The sequence below is a fragment of the Buttiauxella sp. BIGb0471 genome (assembly GCF_024807715.1).
Taxonomy (GTDB): domain Bacteria; phylum Pseudomonadota; class Gammaproteobacteria; order Enterobacterales; family Enterobacteriaceae; genus Buttiauxella; species Buttiauxella agrestis.
Genome location: NZ_JANUEU010000004.1, coordinates 277,154 through 301,966 on the forward strand (window position 1 = coordinate 277,154; position 24,813 = coordinate 301,966).

24 protein-coding genes are annotated in these 24,813 nt (G+C 50.9%); 13 read left to right on the top strand and 11 right to left on the bottom strand.

Features of this window, described 5'->3' with window-relative positions; translation table 11 throughout:
* Window positions 1–68 precede the first annotated feature (68 nt).
* The 4 genes from M2371_RS15130 to tusA all read right to left on the bottom strand — a co-directional run bounded on the left by M2371_RS15130 (window position 69) and on the right by tusA (window position 3,335).
* Complete coding sequence (locus tag M2371_RS15130; protein WP_259268076.1) at window positions 69–1,358, bottom strand: TRAP transporter large permease; 1,290 nt, start codon at window positions 1,356–1,358, stop codon at window positions 69–71.
* 14 nt (window positions 1,359–1,372) lie between these two features.
* Window positions 1,373–1,882 carry a TRAP transporter small permease gene (locus tag M2371_RS15135; protein WP_115626890.1) on the bottom strand — a complete coding sequence of 170 codons (510 nt, stop codon included), beginning with the start codon at window positions 1,880–1,882 and terminating at the stop codon, window positions 1,373–1,375.
* Window positions 1,883–1,908: 26 nt separating this feature from the next.
* On the bottom strand, window positions 1,909–2,892 hold the full coding sequence (locus M2371_RS15140; RefSeq protein ID WP_115626889.1) for a TRAP transporter substrate-binding protein: 984 nt from the start codon (window positions 2,890–2,892) through the stop codon (window positions 1,909–1,911).
* A gap of 197 nt (window positions 2,893–3,089) precedes the next feature.
* A complete protein-coding gene (gene tusA / locus M2371_RS15145; protein ID WP_172892906.1) occupies window positions 3,090–3,335 on the bottom strand; it encodes a sulfurtransferase TusA in 246 nt (81 codons plus the stop codon).
* 174 nt (window positions 3,336–3,509) lie between these two features.
* Here tusA and M2371_RS15150 point away from each other — a divergent pair, with 174 nt between their 5' ends.
* Window positions 3,510–4,175 (top strand): 7-cyano-7-deazaguanine/7-aminomethyl-7-deazaguanine transporter, encoded by a 666-nt coding sequence (locus tag M2371_RS15150; protein ID WP_259268077.1) that lies wholly within the window; start codon window positions 3,510–3,512, stop codon window positions 4,173–4,175.
* A 72-nt stretch (window positions 4,176–4,247) separates the two neighbouring features.
* Window positions 4,248–4,805 carry a DcrB family lipoprotein gene (locus M2371_RS15155; protein ID WP_172892904.1) on the top strand — a complete coding sequence of 186 codons (558 nt, stop codon included), beginning with the start codon at window positions 4,248–4,250 and terminating at the stop codon, window positions 4,803–4,805.
* Here the strand turns inward: M2371_RS15155 and M2371_RS15160 are convergent, their stop codons facing one another.
* Entirely contained in the window at window positions 4,806–6,029 is a 1,224-nt protein-coding gene (locus tag M2371_RS15160; RefSeq protein WP_259268078.1) for an MFS transporter, read from the bottom strand.
* Window positions 6,030–6,171: 142 nt separating this feature from the next.
* On the opposite strand from M2371_RS15160, the gene M2371_RS15165 reads away from it, so the two are divergent.
* On the top strand, window positions 6,172–7,221 hold the full coding sequence (locus M2371_RS15165; RefSeq protein WP_034499563.1) for an AI-2E family transporter: 1,050 nt from the start codon (window positions 6,172–6,174) through the stop codon (window positions 7,219–7,221).
* Window positions 7,222–7,286: 65 nt separating this feature from the next.
* Window positions 7,287–8,672 carry a Xaa-Pro peptidase family protein gene (locus M2371_RS15170; RefSeq protein WP_259268079.1) on the top strand — a complete coding sequence of 462 codons (1,386 nt, stop codon included), beginning with the start codon at window positions 7,287–7,289 and terminating at the stop codon, window positions 8,670–8,672.
* Window positions 8,673–8,674: 2 nt separating this feature from the next.
* On the opposite strand, the gene M2371_RS15175 is transcribed toward M2371_RS15170, so the two are convergent.
* Window positions 8,675–9,922: an MFS transporter gene (locus tag M2371_RS15175; protein ID WP_259268080.1), complete on the bottom strand. Its 1,248-nt coding sequence runs from the start codon at window positions 9,920–9,922 to the stop codon at window positions 8,675–8,677.
* Window positions 9,922–11,115 carry an NAD(P)/FAD-dependent oxidoreductase gene (locus M2371_RS15180; protein WP_172892900.1) on the bottom strand — a complete coding sequence of 398 codons (1,194 nt, stop codon included), beginning with the start codon at window positions 11,113–11,115 and terminating at the stop codon, window positions 9,922–9,924. The genes M2371_RS15175 and M2371_RS15180 overlap by 1 nt, the downstream gene beginning before the upstream one ends.
* A 229-nt stretch (window positions 11,116–11,344) precedes the next feature.
* Between M2371_RS15180 and pitA the strand changes: the two genes are divergently transcribed.
* Window positions 11,345–12,847 carry an inorganic phosphate transporter PitA gene (gene pitA / locus M2371_RS15185; protein ID WP_034499572.1) on the top strand — a complete coding sequence of 501 codons (1,503 nt, stop codon included), beginning with the start codon at window positions 11,345–11,347 and terminating at the stop codon, window positions 12,845–12,847.
* Window positions 12,848–12,918: 71 nt separating this feature from the next.
* Here the strand turns inward: pitA and uspB are convergent, their stop codons facing one another.
* Entirely contained in the window at window positions 12,919–13,254 is a 336-nt protein-coding gene (gene uspB, locus M2371_RS15190) for a universal stress protein UspB (protein WP_034499574.1), read from the bottom strand.
* Window positions 13,255–13,619: 365 nt separating this feature from the next.
* Here uspB and uspA point away from each other — a divergent pair, with 365 nt between their 5' ends.
* Window positions 13,620–14,057: a universal stress protein UspA gene (gene uspA, locus M2371_RS15195; RefSeq protein WP_034499576.1), complete on the top strand. Its 438-nt coding sequence runs from the start codon at window positions 13,620–13,622 to the stop codon at window positions 14,055–14,057.
* 101 nt (window positions 14,058–14,158) lie between these two features.
* Here the strand turns inward: uspA and rsmJ are convergent, their stop codons facing one another.
* Both rsmJ and prlC read right to left on the bottom strand, forming a co-directional pair.
* Window positions 14,159–14,917, bottom strand: a complete 759-nt coding sequence (gene rsmJ, locus M2371_RS15200; RefSeq protein WP_259268081.1) for a 16S rRNA (guanine(1516)-N(2))-methyltransferase RsmJ — start codon at window positions 14,915–14,917, stop codon at window positions 14,159–14,161.
* Window positions 14,918–14,925: 8 nt separating this feature from the next.
* Entirely contained in the window at window positions 14,926–16,968 is a 2,043-nt protein-coding gene (prlC, locus tag M2371_RS15205; RefSeq protein WP_034499580.1) for an oligopeptidase A, read from the bottom strand.
* 166 nt (window positions 16,969–17,134) lie between these two features.
* Between prlC and M2371_RS15210 the strand changes: the two genes are divergently transcribed.
* From M2371_RS15210 to M2371_RS15220, 3 genes are all read left to right on the top strand, one after another.
* Complete coding sequence (locus M2371_RS15210) at window positions 17,135–17,977, top strand: 23S rRNA (adenine(2030)-N(6))-methyltransferase RlmJ (protein WP_034499631.1); 843 nt, start codon at window positions 17,135–17,137, stop codon at window positions 17,975–17,977.
* 80 nt (window positions 17,978–18,057) lie between these two features.
* Window positions 18,058–19,410 (top strand): glutathione-disulfide reductase, encoded by a 1,353-nt coding sequence (gorA, locus tag M2371_RS15215; protein ID WP_259268082.1) that lies wholly within the window; start codon window positions 18,058–18,060, stop codon window positions 19,408–19,410.
* Window positions 19,411–19,663: 253 nt separating this feature from the next.
* A complete protein-coding gene (locus M2371_RS15220) occupies window positions 19,664–19,927 on the top strand; it encodes a hypothetical protein (RefSeq protein ID WP_167333350.1) in 264 nt (87 codons plus the stop codon).
* Window positions 19,928–19,962: 35 nt separating this feature from the next.
* On the opposite strand, the gene M2371_RS15225 is transcribed toward M2371_RS15220, so the two are convergent.
* Window positions 19,963–20,919, bottom strand: coding sequence for a LacI family DNA-binding transcriptional regulator (locus M2371_RS15225; protein ID WP_259268083.1), 957 nt, complete (start codon window positions 20,917–20,919; stop codon window positions 19,963–19,965).
* Window positions 20,920–21,214: 295 nt separating this feature from the next.
* On the opposite strand from M2371_RS15225, the gene M2371_RS15230 reads away from it, so the two are divergent.
* The 4 genes from M2371_RS15230 to M2371_RS15245 all read left to right on the top strand — a co-directional run bounded on the left by M2371_RS15230 (window position 21,215) and on the right by M2371_RS15245 (window position 24,767).
* Window positions 21,215–21,529, top strand: a complete 315-nt coding sequence (locus M2371_RS15230) for a PTS sugar transporter subunit IIB (RefSeq protein WP_172892894.1) — start codon at window positions 21,215–21,217, stop codon at window positions 21,527–21,529.
* A gap of 13 nt (window positions 21,530–21,542) precedes the next feature.
* The gene (locus M2371_RS15235; protein WP_034499588.1) at window positions 21,543–22,868 is read left to right on the top strand and encodes a PTS sugar transporter subunit IIC; all 1,326 of its coding nucleotides are present in this window, start codon (window positions 21,543–21,545) and stop codon (window positions 22,866–22,868) included.
* Window positions 22,869–22,899: 31 nt separating this feature from the next.
* Window positions 22,900–23,202, top strand: a complete 303-nt coding sequence (locus M2371_RS15240) for a PTS lactose/cellobiose transporter subunit IIA (RefSeq protein ID WP_147295614.1) — start codon at window positions 22,900–22,902, stop codon at window positions 23,200–23,202.
* 185 nt (window positions 23,203–23,387) lie between these two features.
* Window positions 23,388–24,767, top strand: coding sequence for a carbohydrate porin (locus M2371_RS15245; protein WP_259268084.1), 1,380 nt, complete (start codon window positions 23,388–23,390; stop codon window positions 24,765–24,767).
* Window positions 24,768–24,813 lie beyond the last annotated feature (46 nt).

Consider the following 24,813-nt stretch of genomic DNA (forward strand, 5'->3'; position numbering starts at 1 on the left):
TTGCGCTTACCCGACCTACGAAACATCTGCTTTTGTAGGGTCGATAAGCGCTAGCGTCACCCGCCGTTTTAGCTCGTCATACCCAACGCATGCGGCAGCCACAGAGAAACGGCCGGAATGTAGGTCACCATTGCCAGCACCACCAACAACACGGCGTAGAACGGTAGCATCGCTCGCACCACCACTTCGATTTTCTGTTTACTCACCGCACTTGCCACAAACAATACCGAACCGACTGGCGGCGTTATCAGGCCAATCCCGAGGTTCACCATCATGATCATGCCGAAATGCACCGGGTCGATACCCAGCGAATTGGTCACCGGCAGCAATACCGGCGTCAGGATCAGGATAATCGGTGCCATGTCCATCAACGTGCCAATCAACAACAACATGATGTTGAGGTACATCAGGATCACGTATTTGTTATCAGACAGAGAAGTGAAGAATTCCGTGATACGTGAAGGCAACTGCATGTAAGTCATTACCGCGCCGAAAGCTGACGCAAAACCAATCAAAATCATGACGATAGAGACAGTTTTTACCGTGCGGAACATCAGCTTCGGCAATTCGTTCCACTTGTAATCACGGTAGATAAACATGGTCACGAAGAACGCCCACACACAGGCCACTGCCGCCGATTCTGTGGCGGTAAAGACCCCAGTCAAAATCCCGCCGAGAATAATGACCACCGTCATCAAACCCCACAGCGCATCGAAGAAAATCTTCAACGCCTGCTTGAAGGGAATGCGTTCACCTTTCGGGTAACCGCGCTTATGGGCAAACCCGAGGCACATCACCATCAGGCAGAAACCCAGCAATAAACCTGGCAAAATCCCGGCAATAAACAGCGTTGCAATGGAAACCGTGCCGCCTGCCGCCAGGGAATAAATCACCGAGTTATGGCTTGGCGGGATCAAAATCGCCTGCACCGATCCACTCGCTGTCACCGCTGCAGCGTATTCACGCGGATAACCCTTTTTCTCCATTTCCGGGATCATCACGCTGCCGATGGATGCCGTATCCGCCACGGACGATCCGGAAATCGCGCCAAAGAAAGTGGACGCCACGATATTCACCAGCGACAACCCGCCGCGAATAAAGCCCACGAAGATATAGGCAAAGTTGACCAGACGACGGGCGATCCCCCCCTCCGCCATTATCGCGCCCGCCAAAATGAAGAACGGAATCGCCAGCAGGGTAAATTTATTCACCCCACTGGTAATTTGAATCATGATCGCTTCCAGCGGTAAATCTATCCATAACGCACCCGCTATGGCGCTTAGCCCAACAGCAAAGGCTACAGGCATTCCCACCGCGAGTAGCACCGCAAGCGTTGCTAATAATATAAATGCGTCCATGTTATCCCCTGACCTTAGCCGTGATTACCCAGCAACACTATTGGGCGGTTCTCTTGAGAGCCGAACAGTAATCGCTCAACAACAAACAAAATCATCAAAATCGCGCCCACAGGCAGCGGAAGATAGGTTTGACCGGACGTGAGAAGCGGGAATTCGGCAACAGGCTGTTCCCATAAATCCGCGCACAAATAGAAGCTGTAATAGAACATCACCAGAGAAATCAGCAGCATGAGCAAGTCGACCAGGCGTGCGCAAAACGTCTGCGCGGCCTGTGGCAGACGGTCTGTCAGCATATTCACAGCGATGTGAGAACCGGCGCGGTAGCTCACCGCCGCGCCGATAAACGTGAAGGTCACCATGCAGATTATCGCCACCGGTTCCGGCCAGGATTCCCCACGGTTCAGCACATAACGCGAGAAAATCCCAATCGGTATAATGATTGTCATCACCAGTAGCGACAGCCCGGCGACAATCATCGCCAGCAAATAAACTTTGTCCATTAAGTCAGAGTAGCGTTGCGACATAAAGTAAACCTCCACGGCCCCAAAAGTTACTGAACGTCAGCAATGGCTTTCATCAATTCCTGATGCTTATCGCCGTACTCTTTACGGACTGGCTCCGTCGCTTTCACGAACCAGGCTTTGTCGATTTCGTGGAACTGAACACCACCAGCTTTCATTTTTTCCAGCGCTTGTGTGTTGTAGGCATTCCACAATTGGCGCTGTTCCATTTGCGCATCACGTGCCAGCTTCAGAATTTTTTGCTGTTGGTCAGGCGTCAGCTTGTCCCATTTCACTTTGGAGTAAAGCAGCATTTCTGGCGTGATGAAGTGGCCGCTCAGGGTGTAGTTTTTGGCAACCGGCATGTAGTTGTGGGCAATAAAGGTTGGCGGGTTGTTTTCAGCACCGTCGATAACGCCGGTTTGCATGCCGCTATACACTTCGCTCACACCCATCGCGACTGAGTTTGCACCCATGTCTTTGAGTGTTGCCAGCGCAACTGGGCTGCCCTGAACGCGGATTTTCATTCCTTTAAGATCTTCGGGTTTCACTACCGGATTTTTGGTAATCAGGTTGCGCGTACCAGAGTCCATCCAGCCGAGGAACACCAGGCGGGATTTCGGGTTGTTGGTCAGCTTGTCGCCGATTTGTTTGCCCAAATCACCGTCGATAACTTTATGCATATGGTCTTCATCGCGGAACACGTACGGCAGAGTAAAGACTTCTACATCCGGGAGGATCGCCGCAACGGGTGCCATCGAAACACGGATAATGTCGATTGCCCCCATTTGCGCCTGTTCAATCATCTGTTTTTCATCCCCTAACACACCGCTTGGGAACACTTTAATTTCTAAATCACCGTTAGTTTCTTGTTTGAGTTTTTCGCCCATGTGCTGAACTGCGACCACGTTTGGATACCCTTCCGGGTGAACGTCAGCGGCTTTTATCACTTGTGCGAAAGCAGATTGCGCAAACAAAACTGACGCGGTAGACAGACATAAACCAGCAAAAGCAGGCAGAAAGGTCTTCTTCATTGTGTCGCTCCAGCAGAGGTAGAGATGTGGGGTAAGAAGTAAAACAATGTTTTAATTTGTCGTTTAAAAATTAGACTACGTGGAGAAAAGCGTGGGTGAAGCACTTCACAAAAAGCGACAAAAAATGAAATTGGGGTTCATTAGAGATGCAAAGAGGGTTCAGAAGCCCAAAGCGGGAGCCAAGGGCCGGGGCGGAATTACTGGCCTTTACGCAGCAAGTATTGGTAAGGCAATGATTCCACTTGTTGGGCGAGCAGTTCATGTTCCATAAAGAGGCAAAAACCGGGAATATCACGGGTGGTTGCAGGGTCGTCAGCAATGACCAGCAGGGTTTCGCCAGGCTGCATACTGCGCACGGTTTTACGCACCATCATTACCGGTTCCGGGCAACGCAGGCCCAGGGCATCAAGCGTATGGTCAGGATTAGAAAACAGATCGGTCATCAGCAGTCTCGGATTTAACAAACCGCGATAGTTTACGCCCGGTAAAATCTCGCGCAAGTCACGTGAACGATTGCGTTAAAATTAACCATTGCAAAGCGGGACTAAAGCAGTATCATCGCCCCGCTTTAAAAAGCGTATTGGGTTCCCTCACCCCACCACTAAAAAGGCTACAAAATGACGCAGTTCAATTCTACTCAGCGCACTAAAGCGCTGTTTTGGCTATCGCTATTCCATTTGCTGGTGATCACATCCAGCAACTATCTGGTGCAATTACCGGTTTCGGTTTTTGGGTTCCATACCACCTGGGGCGCGTTTAGCTTTCCGTTTATTTTCCTCGCCACCGATCTGACGGTACGCATTTTTGGCGCTCCGCTGGCTCGCCGCATTATTTTTGCTGTGATGCTCCCCGCGCTGGTGATTTCCTATGCCATTTCCGCGCTGTTTTATATGGGAACATGGCAAGGGTTCGATGCACTGCTGCACTTTAATCTGTTTGTCGCTCGTATCGCTGTCGCCAGCTTTATGGCCTACGCGTTGGGGCAGATACTGGATGTGCATGTGTTTAACCGCCTGCGCCAGAGCCGTTATTGGTGGCTTGCACCCACAGCATCGACCTTGTTCGGGAATATCAGCGACACGTTTTCCTTCTTCTTTATCGCTTTCTGGCGCAGCCCGGATGCCTTTATGGCGCAGCATTGGGTAGAAATCGCGGTCGTGGATTACTGCTTCAAAGTGCTTATCAGCATCGTGTTCTTCCTGCCGATGTACGGCGTTCTGCTGAATATGTTGTTGAAACGGCTGGCAGATAAGTCTGAAAACTCAGCGTTACAGCCCGGTTGACGGTGCTTGAATTATCTTGTGCTAAGATGCTGGGATCGGCCGCAAAGGCTTGCTAACGTAAAGGAAGAAGTCATGGGTAACCTGGTAAAATATGTCGGTATTGGCCTGCTGGTATTAGGCCTGGCCGCTTGCGATAACAGCGACAGCAAAACGGCCACGGCGAACGACGCGGCGCAAGCTAGCGCAGCCAGTCAGCCGGTCAGTCTGCTGGATGGGAAAATCAGCTTTGCACTCCCCGCCGATATGACCGATCAGAGCGGTAAATTAGGCACTCAGGCAAATAACATGCACGTCTATTCTGACGCTACCGGTCAGAAAGCAGTGATTGTGATTGTGGGTGAGAACACACCAGACGATCTGGCTGCACTGGCAAAGCGCCTTGAAGATCAACAGCGTGCTCGTGACCCACAACTGCAAGTCGTGACCAATAAATCCGTCGAGATTAAAGGCCACACGCTGCAACAGTTAGACAGCGTTATCTCCGCCAAAGGCCAGACGGCTTACTCGTCTGTTATCCTGGGTAAAGTTGATAACCAACTGTTAACTATGCAAATTACACTGCCTGCTGATAACCAGCAAGCGGCGCAAACTGCGGCAGAAAACATCATTAATACCATCACCATCAAGTAATTACGGTTGTGATGATGAGACGGCCCCCGGTTCTTCAACCGGGGGCCGTTTTTTTAACTGCCATGCCATTAATAACGCGATGCAAACCAGCAGCGCCGCAGCCAGATAAATCACCGAGACGCCCGCGTAAACCATCACAAATCCGGCTAATGGCCCGGTGATCCCCAGCGATAAATCCATAAACACCGTGTAGGTCGCCAGCGCGCTACCCTGGTTTTGTTGCGGCACCATTTTCACTGCCACCACACCCAACGCCGGGAACACCAATGAAAAACCTGCCCCCGTCAAAAATGTGCCTACTTTTGCCATCCACGGTTCAGCCGCAAAGCCCACCAACAGCAAACCGATAATCTCCACCGAGAAGCAAATCATCGCCACGTTCAGGCCGCCAAGCCGGTTAATACCGTTAGGGAACAGTAAGCGAGTGCCCACAAATGCGCAGCTAAAGAGGGTGAGCGCAAAGGCCGCACCGTCCCAACCTTTGGCGTCGTAAAACAACGTAATGAAGGTGGCGATTACGCCAAATCCTGCGGATGCCAGCGCCAGCGCCATGCCGTATGGCCAGACACGCCCGAGCACCGCACGAAACGGCAGCGGCTTGCCCATGCTGGCTTTCACCGCCGGGCGAGGAATTGCCAGCAGCACCGCAATCAGCGCCACCGCCATAATGATTCCCGCCAGTAATTTCAGCCCGCCGAAGTGATAAAAAAGCACCCCCAGCGGTGCGCCCATCGCCATCGCGCCATAGGTCACGATGCCATTCCAGGAGATCACCCGCCCGATGTGCAGCGAGCCGACAACCCCGACGCCCCAAAGCGTTGAACCGGTTCCTGCAAAACTTTGCCCAATCCCCAAAATCACGCGCCCAAGACACAGCAGAACCAGACTCGCCAGCGGCCATGCACTGCCAAACGCCGCCAGCAAGTAGCTTGCACCACTGAGAAAACAGCCGCACAAACCAAAGATGACTATCTTTTTCGGGCCAAGAATATCCGCGTAACGCCCCGCGTGTGGGCGACTGAGCAGCGTGGCGAAATATTGCAGGCTAATCACCAGCCCCGCCCAAAACGCGCTGTATCCCATAACGTCATGCACGTAGCCCGGCAACACCGCGAGCGGCAGGCCAATCGTCATATAGCTGGCAAAATTGAACATCACGACAGAAACAATCTGTAGATTGAGTCGGAAACTACTTATTGCCGGGGCGGGTGTCAGGTCAGGCATGGTTATTCACTTTTAAAACAGCGTTCCTCAGTATAACCATGTCGTGATTCACATTTCAGCAACTGACTTTCAGACTCGACCTGCGAGTGAGAAACAAACGAAGCGCTACACTAAGAAGATCCCTCGAACACAGGATCTTTTCATGGTTTCTCCAGAACCCGACAAAACCGGACTACACATTCTCATTAAGCTTTCTGCACTGGTGATTATTCTTGCCGGGATTCATGCGGCCGCAGACATTATCGTCCAGCTTTTATTGGCCCTGTTTTTTGCCATTGTCTTAAACCCCTTAGTCACCTGGCTAATTCGCCGGGGAGTGAACCGCCCGCTGGCTATTTCAATGGTCGTGTTTGCCATGTTGGTCGTGCTGACCATGCTGGTTGGCGTGCTGGCAGCGTCGATGAGCGAGTTTGTCGATATGCTGCCCAAGTACAATAAAATGCTGACGCAAAAAGTTTTTGAGCTCGAAAAGATGCTGCCGTTTATGCATCTGCGATTATCACCTGAGCGCATGTTGCAGCGTATGGATTCTGAGAAAGTGATGTCGTATGCCACGACACTCATGACCAGCCTTTCCGGTGCGATGGCCAGCATTTTACTGCTGGTGATGACTGTGGTGTTTATGTTGTTCGAAGTGCGCCACGTTCCCTATAAACTCCGTTTTGCCCTTTCCAATCCGAAAATTCACATCGCCAGCCTGCACCGTGCTTTAAAAGGTGTGACGCATTACCTGGCGCTAAAAACATTAATAAGCCTGTGGACAGGGCTGATTATCTGGCTTGGGCTGGAACTGATGGGCGTGCAGTTTGCGCTAATGTGGGGCGTGCTGGGGTTCTTGCTGAATTACATTCCTAATATCGGTTCGGTTATTTCTGCAATTCCACCGATGATTCAGGCGTTTTTGTTTAACGGCACTTACGAAATGGTGCTGGTCGGCGCGTTATTCCTGGCGGTACACATGGTGCTGGGAAATATTGTCGAGCCGCGCATGATGGGCCGTGGGCTGGGGATGTCGACGTTCGTGGTTTTCCTTTCGTTACTATTCTGGGGCTGGCTGCTCGGCCCGGTCGGCATGTTACTTTCCGTGCCGCTCACCAGTGTGTGCAAAATCTTGATGGAAACCACACAAGGTGGCGGAAAATTGGCGGTGTTACTTGGCCCAGGACGCCCCAAATCTCGATTGCCGGGATAGGCTGAGTATTCGCACGGTGGTAAGTTAAGGTTCTCCCGGGGATAAGAAAACGGAGTTACAGACCCATGCCTAATATCACGCTTACCACCATCAAGCAGCCTGAAATCTATCTCAACGTCCCGAGTGTTGTGTTAAACGCTCGGACGATTCAGGAGCGCTTACGCAAAATTTTGCAGGGAATGGCGCAGCAGAATCTCGATTCGCTAGTCGTTTACGCAGACAAAGAACATGGCGGGAATTTTGAATATCTGACCGGTTTCATTCCGCGATTTGAAGAAGGTTTGTTGGTGCTGCATAAAAATGGCGAGGCGGTGCTGGTGCTCGGCAATGAAAACCTTAAGCTGGCACAATTCTCCAGAACGCCCGCTAAAGTAGTTCATGCTCCGTGGTTTTCACTGCCAAACCAGCCGATGGACACCGCACTTTCGCTCACTGATGTGCTAAAGCAGGCCGGACTAGATGGACAACAGCGTGTCGGGATCGCGGGCTGGAAGCTGTTCACCGGCAGCCACGACGACAACTCGTCACTGTTCGACATCCCGACTTTTATTTTCCATGCCCTTCAGGCTGCGCTCACTCCAGAATGCGAGCTGCTTAATGCCACCGGGCTGTTTATCTCGCCGCGTAATGGCGCACGCATTATTAATAATGCCAACGAAATCGCCCATTACGAATACGGTGCAAATCTGGCATCAACGGCGGCACTAAGCGCCCTGAATGCAATTGACCTGGGTAAAACAGAAAAATCGATTGCCGCCCTGCTTGCCGCTGAAGGGCAAGCAAACAACGTCGTAACCATAGCCGCGACGGGCGATCGCTTTGAAAACGCCAATTTGTATCCTTCCGATAAGCACATCCAGCAAGGCGATAAATTCTCGTTAACCGTTAGCTATAAAGGCGGTTTAACCAGCCGCGCGGCTTATGTTGTGAGTAGTGCCGATGAGCTTCATTCCGACGTCAAAGATTATCTGGATGTGGTCGCCATTCCATATTATCGCGCGGTAGTAAGCTGGCTTGAGAAGATGCATGATGGCGTAAAAGGCCATGAAGTTTACGAACTGATTGAGCGGGTTTTACCAAAAGACGAATACCACTGGCACCTGAATCCTGGCCATTTGGTCGCCGATGAAGAGTGGCTGTGTTCGCCAATTTACCCGGCTTCAGACATTCCATTATCCAGCGGTATGCTGCTGCAAATCGACATTATTCCGTCGCGCAAAGGCTATGCCGGAGCCAGTATCGAAGACACTGTAGCGCTAGCCGACAAAGCGCTTCGTGAGCAAATTAAAACCGATTATCCTGAGCTTTGGCAGCGTATTAGTGCACGCCGGGAATACATCAGCAATGTGCTTAATATTCAATTGCATGAAGATGTATTGCCGCTATCCAACACCGTTGGATATCTGCGCCCTTACCTGCTAAATAAAGATTTGGCATTAGCCTGCCAGTAAGATTAAACCTGATGTTGCCTGACTTGAGCGGCATTATCGAGCCGCCTGATGGACGGCGTGAAGCTGGCGGCGAAAGTTGCCAGCAGAACAGCGGCTGCGCAAGCCAGTAAGACTTTTTCATTGCCGTAGTGCATCGCCAGTGGGCCTGCGGCAAGTTCGCCCACCGGAATCGCCACAAATGAACCTAACGCGTCGTATGCGTAAACCCGCGCCAGTTTTTCCGGCGGAATATGCATTTGCAACGATTGCGCCCACGCCACACCAAACAAACCGAAGCCCACGCCAGCGATAAAAAATACCACCATCAGGATAGGTGTCGATGGCAGCAAAGCCAGAACGACAATCGGCCCGGCGCAAAATGCCGTCAGAATTGTGCCAATAAACAAATCGCGACGAGGCCGCCAGCGAAGCGCAATAACTGAGCCAACAATCAAGCCAGCGCTTTGTGCCGCGATGGCCATTCCCCAACCCGCGCGGCCAAATGTCGCATCCGCGACGACCGGGCCAAGTATCATCATCACGCCGCTGAAAGCCGCATTCACAATGGTAAACTGCACCACAATAGCCCAAACCCACGAGCGAGAAATAAACTCGGTCCAGCCGTCTTTTAAATCCTGCAATATGTTGGATTGCGAGCTTTGCGGTTGTGTCGAATGGATGCGGATCATCAGATAAAGTGGTGCTGATGCAGCAAATCCTAATGCATCTACTGCCAGCCCCCAGCCCGGTCCCATCACGCTGATAAGCACGCCACCCAGCGACGCGCCAAGCACCGTTCCGCCGTAAATCCCCAACTGAATAAAGGCGTTTGCTTCTCGCAATGAATGTACCGGAACGGTTTGCGGAACCATTGATTGTGATGCCGGTAGCGACGCTCCCGCCGCTGCGCCATTTATCGCGCCGAGCACCGCCAATAGCGCGATGGTTGCCGATCCATCCAACACCAGGCAGGCGACAACAGCCTGAGAAACAGCAGCAATCACGGATGAGTACAACAGGACTTTGCTTCGTGCGTAGCGATCGGCGAGCACTCCGCCAATAAGTAAAAAGGCAACGTTAAAAACGGAACGTGAGGCAATCACAATGCCTAAATCAGCAGCCGTTCCGCCCATATCGAGCACAGCAAAAGCCAGAGCAATGGGTGCAATGCCGTTGCCCAGTACCGTTAAAAGACGCGCGAAAAATAGATTTCTGAACGAAGCGTAATGAAATGCTCGTTTTGAAGGTAGCGCTGTCGATTCCCTGCTCATTAATTTACAACCAAATCCTGCGCGCACGCCCAGGCAGACGCCCAGGCCCACTGGAAATTATACCCGCCTAACCAGCCACTTACGTCCATCACTTCACCGATAAAATACAGCCCCGGCACATTACGCGCTTCCATGGTGCGGGAGCTCAGTTCGTTGGTATCTACGCCGCCAAGCGTGACTTCAGCGGTGCGATAACCTTCGGTGCCGTTGGGCTGCACACGCCAGTTTTGTAAGGTTTCAAGCACTTCACTTTGTTGACGGGTATTGAGCTGTTTAAGTGTGACATCCGGTATTTGCTCAAGCTGTTGCAGGCACTCCACCAGGCGTTTTGGCAGTACCATCGCCAGCGTGTTTTTCAGGCTTTGATTTGGATGAGCGTTGCGCTGCTCGTTAAGCAATTCATCCAGATCGGTATCAGGAAGTAAGTTAACGCTCACAAACTCGCCAGGCTGCCAGTAACTCGACAGTTGCAACACCGCAGGGCCAGACAGACCGCGATGCGTAAACAATAAACTTTCACGGAAGCTCACACCGTTTTCAGCCGTAATGACGGACGGAACCGAGACGCCTGAAAGTACCTGTAGCTGTTCGAGTAACGGTTTGTGCAGCGTAAACGGCACCAGGCCTGCACGCGTTGGCAACACTTTTAGCCCAAACTGTTCAGCGATTTTATAGCCAAAAGGTGTAGCCCCCAGGCCCGGCATGGACAGCCCGCCCGTAGCGATGACTAATTTTGCTGCCTGAACGCTGTCGCCATTTAATTGAATGGTGTAGCCGTTTTCATCACGTTCGATGCCTAACACTTCGCTACGCAGGCGCATGGTCACTTGCCCTTTATCACATTCGGCCACCAGCATATCGGCTATCTGTTGAGCTGATTCATCACAAAAAAGTTGGCCAAGCGTTTTCTCATGCCACGCGATACCGTGCTTACCGACCATGTCGATAAAATCCCACTGGGTGTAGCGTGCGAGCGCAGATTTGCAAAAATGAGGGTTTTGGCTGAGATAAGCTGCAGGTTCGATATAAAGGTTAGTAAAGTTGCAGCGTCCTCCGCCCGACATCAGAATCTTACGGCCTGGTTTTTTACCGTTATCGATGAGTAGCACTTTGCTTCCCGCCTGCCCAGCCATCGCTGCACAGAACATTCCTGCGGCTCCCGCACCAATAATTACGGCATCAAACTTTTCCACGACCTACTCCCGACTATGCTTAATGCAAGGAATTGTAAAGATAGCGGGCTGGTCGCACCAGCTAAATGCGTCTTAACAATTGCAGGTGATTGAAAATAAATATGTAAATCTTTTCATTGTTTGACCCAGGAAGGACAAACATCAAGAAAAGTCCATATTTCTGTTGGCGCATTACGGAGTTGTCTTACATAATGCGCCGCGTTCATGTCCTCAAAATGGCGTAACGTCTATGGAATTTCTGTTTAACGGCCTGGATCTACATACCGGGCTTTTGCTATTACTTGCTCTGGCGTTTGTTCTCTTCTACGAAGCGATCAACGGCTTCCATGACACTGCTAACGCAGTGGCAACCGTTATCTATACACGTGCAATGCGATCGCAACTCGCGGTGGCAATGGCGGCGTTATTTAACTTCCTCGGCGTTCTGCTCGGCGGATTGAGCGTGGCGTATGCGATTGTGCATATGTTGCCAACCGATCTGCTGTTGAACGTAGGGTCCGCTCATGGCCTCGCCATGGTGTTCTCTATGTTGCTGGCCGCTATTATCTGGAACCTCGGCACCTGGTATTTTGGTCTGCCGGCATCCAGCTCCCATACGCTAATCGGTGCCATCATTGGTATTGGTTTGACGAATGCATTGATGAACGGAACTTCCGTTGTTGATGCGTTGAATATCCCGAAAGTGATTGGGATTTTCATGTCGTTGATCCTCTCTCCAATTGTGGGTCTGGTGATTGCGGGCGGGTTAATCTTTTTGCTACGTCGCTACTGGAGCGGCACCAAAAAGCGCCGCCGTATCCACCTGACACCTGCCGAGCGTGAAAAACAAGACGGCAAGAAAAAGCCACCATTCTGGACGCGTATCGCCCTGATTATCTCCGCTATTGGCGTGAGCTTCTCTCATGGCGCAAACGACGGGCAGAAAGGTATCGGCTTAATCATGCTGGTATTGATTGGTGTTGCGCCTGCAGGCTTCGTGGTGAACATGAATGCTTCCGGTTACGACATTGCTCGTACCCGTGATGCCATTACGCACCTTGAGCAGTATTACGCGCAGCACGGCGATGCGATTAAGCACGTTGTCGATCTGAACCCAGCTATTCCAACCCCTGAAGAAGTGAAGGGCCAGGATAAGCCTGCTGAATTCCATTGTGACGCCAGCCGCGCCATGATTGCAGTGCAGCGTGCGAAAGAACTACTGGGCAATATCGACAGCTACGACAAATTGAGCATCGAGCAGCGTAGCCATATGCGCCGTCTGCTGCTGTGCATCTCTGATACTTCAGAGAAAGTCGCTAAACTGCCGGAAACCAAACCGGACGATAAGCGCTTCCTGAAAGAGCTGAAAACTGACTTGTTGTATACCATCGAGTACGCACCAATCTGGATTATCATGGCGGTCGCTCTGGCGCTTGGCCTCGGTACTATGATTGGCTGGCGTCGTGTGGCAACAACTATCGGTGAGAAGATTGGTAAGAAAGGCATGACGTATGCGCAAGGTATGTCCGCGCAGATGACAGCCGCCGTCTCCATCGGTATTGCGAGCTATACCGGTATGCCGGTTTCTACCACTCACGTGCTTTCTTCTTCCGTAGCGGGGACGATGGTGGTTGATGGCGGCGGTTTGCAGCGTAAAACGGTAACCAACATCCTGATGGCCTGGGTGTTTACTCTGCCGGTGTCGATTCTGCTTTCTGGTTCTCTTTACTGGATTTCACTGCACTTCATTTAAGCGCTGTGTAGTCACCAGAAAGCAAAAAGCGGGTCAGTTTACTGGCCCGCTTTTTTTATGTGCTCAAACTGTCAGTGCCAAATCATCAAACCGATAAGACTAATCACCACAAGTCCGCATAGCGCGCTGGTCAAAATAAACTGGCGGCGAAGACGTTCACAGCGGCGGATAAACTCATCGTCGTGATGGTCAAGATAACGTTGAGCATAGATGTAGCCCACTAAGCGAATCTGTTTGCTTGGCTGGCCGTGTGAGGTAAAAAAACCACCTCCATCGACATATTGGTACAGCAGCGGATCGCAACCGCGAAGTACCACCAGCAGTGCACGCAAAGATGAGTAATAGCGCGCCATATTCACAACACAAACTACACAAAGCGCCCAAAAAAGTGCGACGGTGCTGATCATCATAATACCCCTCCCGGTGAAGCCCCAGAACATCACTCCAGGGCAACCGCTCACCCCGAAAACCAGAAAGACCGTTCAGCGAGCCCAAAAAGCCGATCCGGCTCACATTACTATTCCGGAACGGCTCATTTAATAGTGTAGGAGATCCGCTAATTTTTTTGCCACATCATTAATCTTTATCAAAGCGATTAAGGCTATTTGGGGCTTCAATGTATACAACGGTGGCACATTGACGATTTCTATCATTCGCTATAGGGTAGAAATATCATCTACAATTTAGGTCTTTAGACGCGGATGGCACAGATGCAGCGCATTGTGTTATCCGACCAGGCTGGTCATCGACAACTTATGGAAGGAGTAAAATTATGTCTTACAAACACATTCTAATCGCGGTAGACCTCTCCCCGGAGAGCAAAGTACTGGTGGAAAAAGCAGTTTCTATGGCTCGCCCATACAACGCGAAGGTTTCCCTGATTCATGTCGATGTAAATTACTCCGATCTCTATACCGGATTGATCGATGTAAATCTTGGCGATATGCAAAAACGCATTTCTGAAGAAACTCATAACGCACTGAGCGAGCTGTCGACTGGCGCAGGTTATCCGATCACTGAAACCCTGAGCGGTAGCGGCGATCTGGGCCAGGTTCTGGTAGATGCCATTAAGAAGTACGATATGGACTTAGTGGTCTGCGGGCACCACCAGGATTTCTGGAGCAAACTGATGTCTTCAGCACGTCAGCTGATCAACACCGTTCACGTTGATATGCTGATTGTTCCACTGCGCGACGAAGACGAAGACTAAGTTTAGAACGTTTAAGCCCTCACCCTAACCCTCTCCCCCAGGAGAGGGAATAGTATGGTTTCCCCCTCGCCCTCAGGGAGAGGGTCGGGGTGAGGGGTGTTCTATTCCACGATTGCCGTTCCCGAATAAATATCAAACCGGTGGCCTTTAGTGACCACTGCGTTATGCGTTTCCACGCCACCGAGCGGCGGCGCGTAGTCCGGGCGTTTCACCACCACACGTTTTGTCGCCAGCTTTTGCGCAGGCAACAGCAAACCATCTGCATCTTCGTCTGGCCCCACAAGCGACTGAAACACACGCATCTCTTTCTTCACCAGCGCGCTTTTCTGCTTATGCGGGAACATTGGATCGAGATAGACCACTTCCGGGCGCGGCGTAATATTGCTTAACGCCGTCAGACTTGAAGCGTGAATCAGCTGCAAACGTTCCTGCAACCAGCCGCCAATTTCCGCATCCTGGTAACCACGGCGTAAACCGTCGTCGAGCAACGCCGCCACTACCGGATTACGCTCCAGCATCCGCACGCGGCAGCCTACAGACGCCAGCACGAACGCATCGCGCCCAAGCCCTGCTGTCGCATCGACAACGTCCGGCAGATAGCCGCTTTTGATGCCAACCGCTTTTGCCACCGCTTCGCCACGCCCACCGCCAAATTTGCGGCGATGCGCCATCGCTCCCGAGACAAAATCAACAAAAATGCCGCCGAGTTTTGGCTCGTCGCGCTTACGCAATTCGAGATGGTCAGGCGTCAAAACCAGCGCCATCAGGGAATCTTCATCGTGTACAAGACCCCAGCGCTCGCTCAAAAGTGATAAGGCGCCGGAGTCGGCGCCTGCTTCAGTTAATAAACAGATTTTCACAGAATGAATTAGCCCTTGATGCCGTAATGAGCCAGCATCGCATCGAGCTGCGGTTCACGGCCACGGAAGCGTTTGAACAGCTCCATTGGCTCTTCTGAACCGCCACGAGTCAGGATGTTATCAAGGAATGATTGCCCGGTTTCACGGTTGAAAATGCCTTCTTCTTCAAAACGTGAGAACGCATCTGCCGCCAGCACATCCGCCCACAGGTAGCTGTAATAACCCGCCGCATAACCGCCAGCAAAGATATGGCTAAACGCGTGTGGGAAACGACCCCATTTTGGCGATGGCACAACCGCAACCAGCTTCTTGATTTCAGCCAGAGTTTCCAGCACTTTCGCGCCCTGCTCCGGGTTGAATTCTGCGTGCAGGCGGAAGTCGAACAGGCCGAACTCCAGCTGGCGCAGAATAAACAGCGCTGCCTGGTAGTTCTTCGCCGCCAGCATTTTATCCAGCAACTCTTTTGGCAACGGTTCACCGGTTTCGTAATGGCCGGAGATAAACGCCAGCGCGTCCGGCTCCCAGCACCAGTTTTCCATAAACTGGCTTGGCAACTCGACCGCATCCCACGGCACGCCGTTGATACCGGAAACACCCGCCGTTTCGACTTTAGTCAGCATGTGGTGCAAACCGTGTCCGAACTCATGGAACAGCGTGATCACTTCGTCATGAGTAAACAGCGCAGGTTTGCCATTGACCGGGCGGTTGAAGTTACAGGTCAGGTAAGCGACAGGTTTTTGCAGCGAACCGTCAGCTTTACGCATCTGGCCTACGCAATCATCCATCCACGCCCCGCCGCGTTTGTTTTCGCGGGCATACAGGTCGAGATAGAAGCTGCCACGCAACTCATTTTTCTCGTCATATAGCTCGAAGAAACGCACATCCGAATGCCAGACGTCGATGTCTTTGCGCTCTTTCGCGGTAATACCGTAAATGCGTTTCACCACTTCAAACAGGCCGTTTACAGCGCGATCTTCCGGGAAATATGGGCGCAGTTGTTCGTCGCTGATGCTGTACAGATGCTGTTTCTGTTTTTCGCTGTAATAGGTGATGTCCCACGGTTCCAGCTCGGTGACGTTAAATTCTTTTTGCGTGAACGCGCGCAGTTGCGCCAGTTCAGCCTCGCCCTGCGGACGCGCGCGTTTAGCCAGATCGGTTAAGAACTCGAGCACCTGCTGCGGGTTTTCTGCCATTTTAGTGGCGAGAGATTTTTCCGCGTAGTTGCCAAAGCCCAGCAGCTCAGCCAGTTCATGACGCAACGCCAGAATTTCTTCCATCACTGGCGTGTTGTCCCACTTACCTGCATTCGGGCCTTGATCCGATGCGCGAGTCGCATAGGCGCGATACATTTCTTCGCGCAGTTCGCGGTTGTCGCAGTAAGTGAGCACTGGCAAATAGCTTGGGATATCCAGCGTCAGCAGCCAGCCATCTTGCTCTTTAGCTTCGGCCTGAGCGCGTGCCGCCGCCAGTGCGCTTTCCGGCATACCAGAAAGTTGCGCTTCGTCAGTAATCAGTTTCGTCCAGCCTTGGGTCGCATCCAGCACGTTGTTGCTGTAGGTCGAACCCAGTTCAGACAAGCGCGCAGCGATTTCGCCATAGCGCTTCTGTTTTTCTGGCGGCAAACCGATGCCAGAAAGCTCGAAATCTCGCAGTGCGTTATCAACAGCTTTTTTCTCAGCCACGCTCAGATCGGCATAAAACGCGCCATCGCGCAGGTTGCGATACGCCTGATAAAGCCCTTCGTGCTGCCCAACCCAGGTGCTGTACTCAGACAGCAGCGGCAGCGTTTGTTCGTAAGCCTCACGCAGCTCCGCGCTGTTTTGCACCGAATTCAAATGACTGACAGGCGAGAAGATGCGGCCCAGGCGATCGTCCACTTCTGCCAGCGGCTGGCAAAGATTATCCCAGTTATAAGGCGCGCCTTGCGCTACCACGCTTTCGACTTTCGCACGGCAATCATCCAGCGCTTGCTGCACGGCTGGCACGATATGTTCAGGTTTAAGAGCGGAAAACGGCGGCAGATCGAAAGGGGTCAGCAATGGATTAGTCATAAGCGCGGTTCCTGATATCGGAGAAGTGGAGCGCGTAATGCGCTACAAAAGCAATCTTCTTAACATGAGGCTTAGTTTAGCTAATTTCAATGCCAGGCGGTGAGCATAAGGCTGTATACTGTGCAGAATAGTTGTTCTTCTTTTGTCTTTGGAAACCCTGCAAGCCATGCTCAGTTATCGCCACAGCTTTCACGCCGGCAACCACGCCGACGTACTGAAACACACCGTTCAAAGTCTGATCATCGAATCCTTAAAAGAGAAGGAAAAACCTTTTCTGTACCTGGATACTCATGCAGGCGCAGGCCGATACAAACTGAGCAGCGAGCACGCAGAGCGCACCGGTGAATATCTGGAAGGGATCGCTCGCATCTGGCAACACGATGATTTACCTGCGGAACTTGAAGCCTATATTGGTGCGGTGAAAGCCTACAACCACAGCGGCCAACTGCGTTATTACCCAGGTTCTCCGCTGATTGCCCGCCAGCTTCTGCGCGAGCAAGACAGCCTGCAACTGACCGAGCTGCACCCGTCAGATTTCCCGCTGCTGCGTTCTGAATTCCAGAAAGACAATCGCGCTCGCGTTGAACGTGCGGATGGTTACACCCAGCTTAAATCCAAACTGCCGCCAGCTTCGCGTCGTGGTCTGATTCTTATCGACCCACCGTATGAGATTAAAACTGACTACCAGGCCGTTGTGACAGGCATCAACGATGGCTATAAGCGTTTTGCGACAGGGACTTACGCCCTGTGGTATCCCGTGGTTATGCGTCAGCAAATCAAACGCATGCTGCGCGAGCTGGAAGAAACGGGCATTCGCCGCATTCTTCAAATCGAACTGGCCGTACTGCCTGATAGCGACCGCCGTGGCATGACTGCCTCCGGCATGATTGTTATCAACCCACCGTGGAAACTGGAGCAGCAAATGGCTAATGTACTGCCGTGGCTGCATAAAACCCTGGTGCCATCAGGCAACGGTTCGACCACATTGAGCTGGGTTGTGCCTGAGTAACGGCTATTGCAGCTATCGGTGGAACCATTTTCTCGGCGCGCTACAATCGCGAATATTTTTCGACTCATTAGGGAAACATCATGACCAAACATTATGACTACCTCGCCATTGGCGGCGGCAGCGGCGGTATTGCCTCCATTAACCGTGCGGCGATGTATGGAAAGAAATGCGCACTGATTGAGGCGAAAGAGCTGGGCGGTACCTGCGTAAACGTGGGTTGCGTACCGAAAAAAGTAATGTGGCACGCGGCGCAAATCGCCGAAGCTATCCACAACTACGGCCCGGATTACGGTTTCGATACCACGGTGAATAAATTCGACTGGGACAAACTGATCGCCAGCCGCACCGCGTATATCGACCGCATCCACACCTCATATGACAACGTGCTGGGTAAAAACAACGTTGATGTGATTCGCGGCTTTGCGAAATTTGTCGATGCGCACACAGTCGAAGTGAACGGCGAAACCATCACCGCAGACCACATCCTGATTGCCACCGGTGGCCGCCCAAGCCGCCCGTCAATTCCAGGTGCTGAGTACGGTATTAATTCCGATGGCTTCTTCGCGCTTCCTGCTTTGCCAAAACGCATCGCGGTTGTTGGCGCGGGTTATATCGCGGTTGAAATCGCAGGCGTGGTCAACGCGCTGGGTTCAGAGACGCATCTGTTTGTGCGTAAACACGCACCACTGCGTACTTTTGACCCGTTAATCGTCGAAACGCTGCTGGAAGTGATTAACACCGAAGGCCCAACGCTGCACACGCAAGCGGTGCCGAAAGCGGTGGTTAAAAATGCCGATGGTAGTTTGACGCTGCAACTGGAAGATGGCCGCTCTGAAACCGTAGATTGCCTGATTTGGGCGATTGGTCGCGAGCCGGAAACCGACAACTTCAACCTGGCAGCAACCGGTGTGAAAACCAACGCCAAAGGCTATATCGAAGTCGATAAATTCCAGAACACCAGCGTTGCGGGCATTTATGCCGTGGGCGATAACACCGGAGCCGTCGAACTGACACCAGTCGCCGTTGCTGCGGGTCGTCGCCTGTCAGAGCGCCTGTTTAACAACAAGCCGGACGAGCATTTAGATTACAGCAACGTTCCTACCGTCGTATTCAGCCACCCGCCAATCGGCACGGTTGGTTTAACCGAACCGCAAGCGCGTGAGCAATACGGCGACGACAACGTGAAAGTGTACAAATCGTCCTTCACCGCGATGTATACCGCCGTGACTTCGCACCGCCAGCCATGCCGCATGAAGCTGGTTTGCGCTGGCCCGGATGAGAAAATCGTTGGTATTCACGGCATCGGTTACGGCATGGATGAAATGCTGCAAGGCTTTGCAGTAGCACTGAAAATGGGTGCGACTAAGAAAGACTTTGATAATACAGTGGCTATTCACCCGACCGGTTCGGAAGAATTCGTTACTATGAGATAGTGAATTAAAAGTGAATTAAAAAAGACTGCGAAATTTAGATTTCGCAGTCTTTTTATTTATTACGGACATTTTAATAAAGCTCGAATAATCAAAAACACCAACTCATTAATTTTCATACACCTGCGTTATAAAACCTTTCCAGATCTAACTTTAATTATATTTTAACTGATTTGGTTACATTCAGATGCAACCGCCACATCTATACTCTTCAGATTGTATTCATTTGAAATTTTATATTTGCAGAGTGCCTCTTATGAAAAGTAAATCTTCGATAATCATGGGTGTTATGGCGGGCATTTTTATGTTCTCCACGCTTTCCATCAACAATGCTTACGCCACAGAACAAGGCCAGCAACGCCGCCAGGCAAGGGATGTTCGCCAGGATACCCGTCAGGACTCACGTCATGACAAGCGTGAATGTGTGGTGAACGATAGCAAAAGCAACAGTGATTGCCGCCAGGATAAGCGCCAAAGCAAGCAAAATGGCCGTGAAGAAGCGCGAGATATTAAATACTAATAACTAAGCCATACCCTTGCCGGGTATGGCTTTTTTTATTTCCGGCCCGCCATGTCAGGAATAATCAAATCCCCACGCAGTACGTTCGACCCCAAAGCACTTTGGGTTTTCTCGGTCAACCATGTCACGATTCTTGCCGCCATCGCATCCATTGAATATTCAATGGCGGGAATGGTTGGAATACCCGGCAGATGCAGTGAACCCGCCAGGCTAAACACCATAATGTCTTTCGGAACAGATTTATTAAACGCCTGCAATTGCGGAATGATGCGCTGTGCTTCCTGCTCATCAGCAACTAATAACGCGTTGAAATTCAATGTGGTGCTGTTATTGAGCAGCACTTGCAGCGCAACAGATGAAGACGTTGAATCCATAAATATCAGGTTGCGGTTAAAGGGCAGGAAATTGTTTTCCAGCGCGCGCTTATAACCCAACAGAATTTGATCAACCGACCCGCAGGAATCAGGGTTGATGACCGCAATCTGCCTTCTTCCCTGTTTAATCAAATAATTACAGGCCGTTTCAGCAGCAAAAGCGTGATCAAAATTAATGCTGTTACTGGAATCAACATCCACGCAATCGACAAGAATGACATTCTCCTGGTCGATATTGAGCGGGAAACGTGCGCCGATAATCAGCACGTCATCACACAACCCACAGGTCAGCTCATCAAGAGCATGTATGACCTCCGCTTTACTGTTCGCAAAACGCAGCAGCAGGTGTTTTTGATGTTGGCTAAGATGTTTCTCCAGCGCGTAAAGATAACCCGTGGTCTGGTTGATATTTTCCTGCGCGCAAATCACGCCAATGCAGCCGGTAGACTGGCTGAGTAGTGATTGCGCAATCATATTTGGACGGTAACGCAGCTCCTCAGCCGCTTTCAGCACGGCCAGGCGACTTGCTTCCTTCACTCCGCGAGATCCACTCAACACCCGTGATACTGTGGCTTTAGAAACCCCAGCTAAACGCGATACATCATTGATTGTAGACATCATTTTCCTTTATCAGGCTGTGATTCATGCCTGTTTGTCCTGAATACAACTTCGGCTCAGATTGTAGCCAATTTCAGTATAGTCGTTTCCATTTTTGATGGAAACCGATTTTCCACATGATGTCCAAACGATACATTCACCAAACAATTTTGTGATGACGATCCAATAAGTAATGCCGATAAAGACGGGATCTTGATGGGTGTCACAGATCTGTTTGCTACGGATGGAAAACGGTTTCCATAAAGTATCAAATCATTTCCGCAATACTTTATTTACATTTTGAGGATGAGTGTTAATGGTCAAGATTATGTTGTGTTGTTCCGCCGGAATGTCCACCAGCCTGCTGGTTAAAAAGATGCTGACAGTGGCTGAAGAACGAGGAATGCCTGTAGAAATAGAGGCTTACGGCGTGGCTGAGTTTGATGTGCAGTTCCCGCGTTATCAGGTGGTGCTGCTCGGGCCACAGGTAAAATATATGTTAAGCACGCTTTCAGAAAAAACCGCCTCTCACGGTATTCCGGTTCAGGCCATCGACATGATGGATTACGGCATGCAGCGTGGCGATAAAGTGCTGGATTATGCTCTGTCGCTTATCGACGCGGCTCACTAAAAGGGTTATTCATATGAGTTCGCTATATCAATCCATGGTGACGGTGATTGAGCAATCCATCACTCCGTTGGCGGGTCGTCTGGGGCAACAAAAGTACGTGATCGCGATTCGTGATGGGTTCACCGCAGCCCTGCCGTTCATGATTATTGGCTCTTTTATGCTGGTGTTTATATTCCCGCCGTTCTCCGCTGATACCACTATCGGTTTTGCTCGTGCATGGCTGGATTTCTCTCAGACTTACCGTGAACAGCTGATGCTGCCGTTTAACCTGAGCATGGGCGTGATGACGTTTTTCATCTCAGTCGGCATTGGCGCAAGTCTCGGGCGACAGTTTAATCTCGACCCGGTGATGTCCGGCCTGCTGGCCTTTATGGCATTTTTGCTGGTTGCAGCACCGTATGCCGATGGCAAAATCTCTACCCAGTACCTTTCAGGCCAGGGCATTTTCACCGCGCTGATTACGTCGATTTACTCCACGCGTATTTATGCCTGGCTTAAAGAAAACAAAATCACCATTCGCCTGCCAAAAGAAGTGCCAACTGGCGTTGCACGTTCGTTTGAAATTTTGATTCCGGTGGTCGTCATTATCGGCACGCTGCATCCGTTGAACTTATTCATCGAAGCGCAAACCGGCATGATTATGCCGCAAGCGATTATGCACCTGTTGGCACCGCTGGTTTCCGCATCCGATTCCTTACCCGCCATTTTATTGTCCGTGTTGCTGTGCCAGATTTTTTGGTTCTCTGGTATCCACGGCTCGTTGATTGTCACCGGCATCATGAACCCGTTCTGGATGACAAACCTGGCAGCAAACCAGGCAGCACTGGCTGCGGGAACCGCATTGCCACATATTTATCTGCAAGGTTTCTGGGATCACTATCTGCTCATTGGCGGCGTCGGTTCAACATTACCACTCGCCTTCTTATTGCTGCGCAGCAAAGTGACGCACCTGCGTACCATCGGGAAAATGGGCATCGTTCCAAGCTTCTTTAATATCAACGAACCGATTCTGTTCGGTGCACCAATTATCATGAACCCATTGCTGTTTATTCCGTTTATTTGCGTCCCAATGGTCAACGCCGTGTTGGCTTACACCGCAACTAAACTGGGCTGGCTGGCACAAGTCGTCTCGCTGACTCCATGGACAACTCCGGCACCTATTGGCGCATCGTGGGCAACAAACTGGGCCTTTAGCCCGGTCGTGATGTGTGTAATTTGCATGGTCGTTTCTACCATAATTTATCTGCCATTCCTGCGCGCTTACGAGCGTTCATTGCAGAAAACTGCAGCAGAAAATGAAGCACGTTCACCTCTGACAGAAACGGCTATCAGCAATTAATAACCGCCGTCTAATAACTCTGGAATTAATGATGATTGAATTAGAAGAAGCCGTAATGGAAATAATTATGAATGCCGGGCAGTCGCGCAGTTTGTGTTTTGAAGCACTGCATTCTGCACGACAAGGAAATATTGAAGAAGCCAAACTGTTATTACTGGAAGCCGATGGTTACGCGCGCGAAGCTCATAAAATGCAAACCAAATTGATTGAGCAAGATGCAGGCGAAGCCAAACAGCCTATGACGCTAATTATGGTGCATGCTCAGGATCACCTGATGACATCAATGTTAGCGCGTGAGCTTTCAAACGAAATCATTCATTTATATCAGCGCTAAGCATTACGTAAAAAAAATAATATTACCTCTGGCAGGGAGAGACCATTACGTAAATATTTTTAATTAAGTCCAATCCGATGAAAGTATAAATAAAGATAAATATGTTTGGGTAATAGAGTTTTCTCTATTAACCCTGAACAGGATATTTATTGTCTGAAAAAATAAATTACTAAATTGAGATTATAATGAAATTAATTAAACAGCTTCCATTAACAATGGCGGTTATCGCCGCGCTTTGCCCAATTTCTGTACTCGCACAAGAGCCAATGACTCAGGAACAAATTGACCAAATCGTGGCGAAAGCGGTGGATAAAGCCCTGGCCGACCGCGATGCGAAAATAGAAGCGGCACGACTTAAAAGAACCGATACCCTGGTTACGCCTCAGGTTCCCACTACGCCAGATATGTCTGTTCCGTTGGGGCTGAAATTCACCGGTTATGCCCGTTACGGTGCGCATTTCCAGGCAGGCGATCAAAAATACATTGGCGTTGACGGTTCCTATAACGGCTCCTCCGCAATTGGTCGTTTAGGTAACGAAGGCAACGGCGGTGAATTCCAGCTCACCAAAATCATTAAAGCCGATAACGGGGCCATCTGGGATATCGGCGTGATGATTGACCACTGGGGCGATGAAGTTAACCTGAAAAAAGCCTATGCGGGCGTCACTAATCTTTTTGAAGCACAGCCAAATGCTTATTTCTGGGCGGGTCGTGACTTCCATCAGCGCCCGCAACAAGGCATCAACGACTACTTCTGGATGAACCACGATGGGCAAGGTGCGGGGGTGAAAAGCCTCGATCTCGGCTTTGCACAACTGGATATCGCGGCGGTTGCCGCCGTAGATCAGTGTGACCCTGAAATGATTGAAGACGGTGATAACCCGTCGCGCATCTCGTGTACCGGCGGCTCCGGCACCGGTGATAAAGGCAACTATGCGGCGACATCAAAACTGCACGGCATCAAATTTGGCCCAATTGATTTCGAGCTGTACGCCAACTATGGTTTTGATTCCAAAGCCATCGACAGCGACGAACGCTCCAAAGCCTGGCAGGCCGCCGTGGTGTTAAGCCACACCGGCGACAATGGGGTGAACAAAATTATCACCCGTTATTCTGACCATTCAGACAACAGCGTTTATAACAAAACCAATGGCCTGCACACCGTTTATGCCAGCTTCGAGGGGAACTATAAGTTCACTCAACAAGCGCAGATTGAATATCTGCTCGCCTTCCACGATTACGACAATGATGATCTGACCCAGGATAACCGCCGCAACTACGGCGCTATTGTTCGTCCGATGTATTTCTGGAACGACATACATTCCACGTGGCTTGAAGCGGGTTATCAGCGCGTAGATTACGAAAACGACGGTGATAACAAAGGCTGGAAACTCACCCTCTCACAGAACATTTCCATCGCGATGGGACCAGAGTTCCGACCAATGCTGCGTTTCTACGTCACTGGCGGTCAGGTGGATAACAACCACACCACGCGTGTCGCGGGCGAGCCAAATACCCAGCTTGATTCGTTCAACGTCGGCGCGATGTGGGAAGCCTGGTGGTAATATCCCTTGCCGCCTTGATGCAGCTCAAATTATTTGGGATATAAAT

Excerpts from the sequence above, each read along its gene's own strand:
- M2371_RS15130 (WP_259268076.1), bottom strand. The coding sequence starts at position 1,358 with ATGGACGCATTTATATTATTAGCAACGCTTGCGGTGCTACTCGCGGTG.
- gorA (WP_259268082.1), top strand. The coding sequence starts at position 18,058 with ATGACCAAACATTATGACTACCTCGCCATTGGCGGCGGCAGCGGCGGT.
- M2371_RS15235 (WP_034499588.1), top strand. The coding sequence starts at position 21,543 with ATGAGTTCGCTATATCAATCCATGGTGACGGTGATTGAGCAATCCATC.
- M2371_RS15225 (WP_259268083.1), bottom strand. The coding sequence starts at position 20,919 with ATGTCTACAATCAATGATGTATCGCGTTTAGCTGGGGTTTCTAAAGCC.
- uspB (WP_034499574.1), bottom strand. The coding sequence starts at position 13,254 with ATGATCAGCACCGTCGCACTTTTTTGGGCGCTTTGTGTAGTTTGTGTT.
- M2371_RS15230 (WP_172892894.1), top strand. The coding sequence starts at position 21,215 with ATGGTCAAGATTATGTTGTGTTGTTCCGCCGGAATGTCCACCAGCCTG.
- M2371_RS15165 (WP_034499563.1), top strand. The coding sequence starts at position 6,172 with ATGGTTTCTCCAGAACCCGACAAAACCGGACTACACATTCTCATTAAG.
- M2371_RS15240 (WP_147295614.1), top strand. The coding sequence starts at position 22,900 with ATGATTGAATTAGAAGAAGCCGTAATGGAAATAATTATGAATGCCGGG.
- uspA (WP_034499576.1), top strand. The coding sequence starts at position 13,620 with ATGTCTTACAAACACATTCTAATCGCGGTAGACCTCTCCCCGGAGAGC.
- pitA (WP_034499572.1), top strand. The coding sequence starts at position 11,345 with ATGGAATTTCTGTTTAACGGCCTGGATCTACATACCGGGCTTTTGCTA.
- M2371_RS15160 (WP_259268078.1), bottom strand. The coding sequence starts at position 6,029 with ATGCCTGACCTGACACCCGCCCCGGCAATAAGTAGTTTCCGACTCAAT.
- M2371_RS15210 (WP_034499631.1), top strand. The coding sequence starts at position 17,135 with ATGCTCAGTTATCGCCACAGCTTTCACGCCGGCAACCACGCCGACGTA.
- M2371_RS15155 (WP_172892904.1), top strand. The coding sequence starts at position 4,248 with ATGGGTAACCTGGTAAAATATGTCGGTATTGGCCTGCTGGTATTAGGC.
- prlC (WP_034499580.1), bottom strand. The coding sequence starts at position 16,968 with ATGACTAATCCATTGCTGACCCCTTTCGATCTGCCGCCGTTTTCCGCT.
- M2371_RS15140 (WP_115626889.1), bottom strand. The coding sequence starts at position 2,892 with ATGAAGAAGACCTTTCTGCCTGCTTTTGCTGGTTTATGTCTGTCTACC.
- M2371_RS15170 (WP_259268079.1), top strand. The coding sequence starts at position 7,287 with ATGCCTAATATCACGCTTACCACCATCAAGCAGCCTGAAATCTATCTC.
- M2371_RS15175 (WP_259268080.1), bottom strand. The coding sequence starts at position 9,922 with ATGAGCAGGGAATCGACAGCGCTACCTTCAAAACGAGCATTTCATTAC.
- M2371_RS15135 (WP_115626890.1), bottom strand. The coding sequence starts at position 1,882 with ATGTCGCAACGCTACTCTGACTTAATGGACAAAGTTTATTTGCTGGCG.
- tusA (WP_172892906.1), bottom strand. The coding sequence starts at position 3,335 with ATGACCGATCTGTTTTCTAATCCTGACCATACGCTTGATGCCCTGGGC.
- M2371_RS15220 (WP_167333350.1), top strand. The coding sequence starts at position 19,664 with ATGAAAAGTAAATCTTCGATAATCATGGGTGTTATGGCGGGCATTTTT.
- M2371_RS15150 (WP_259268077.1), top strand. The coding sequence starts at position 3,510 with ATGACGCAGTTCAATTCTACTCAGCGCACTAAAGCGCTGTTTTGGCTA.
- M2371_RS15245 (WP_259268084.1), top strand. The coding sequence starts at position 23,388 with ATGAAATTAATTAAACAGCTTCCATTAACAATGGCGGTTATCGCCGCG.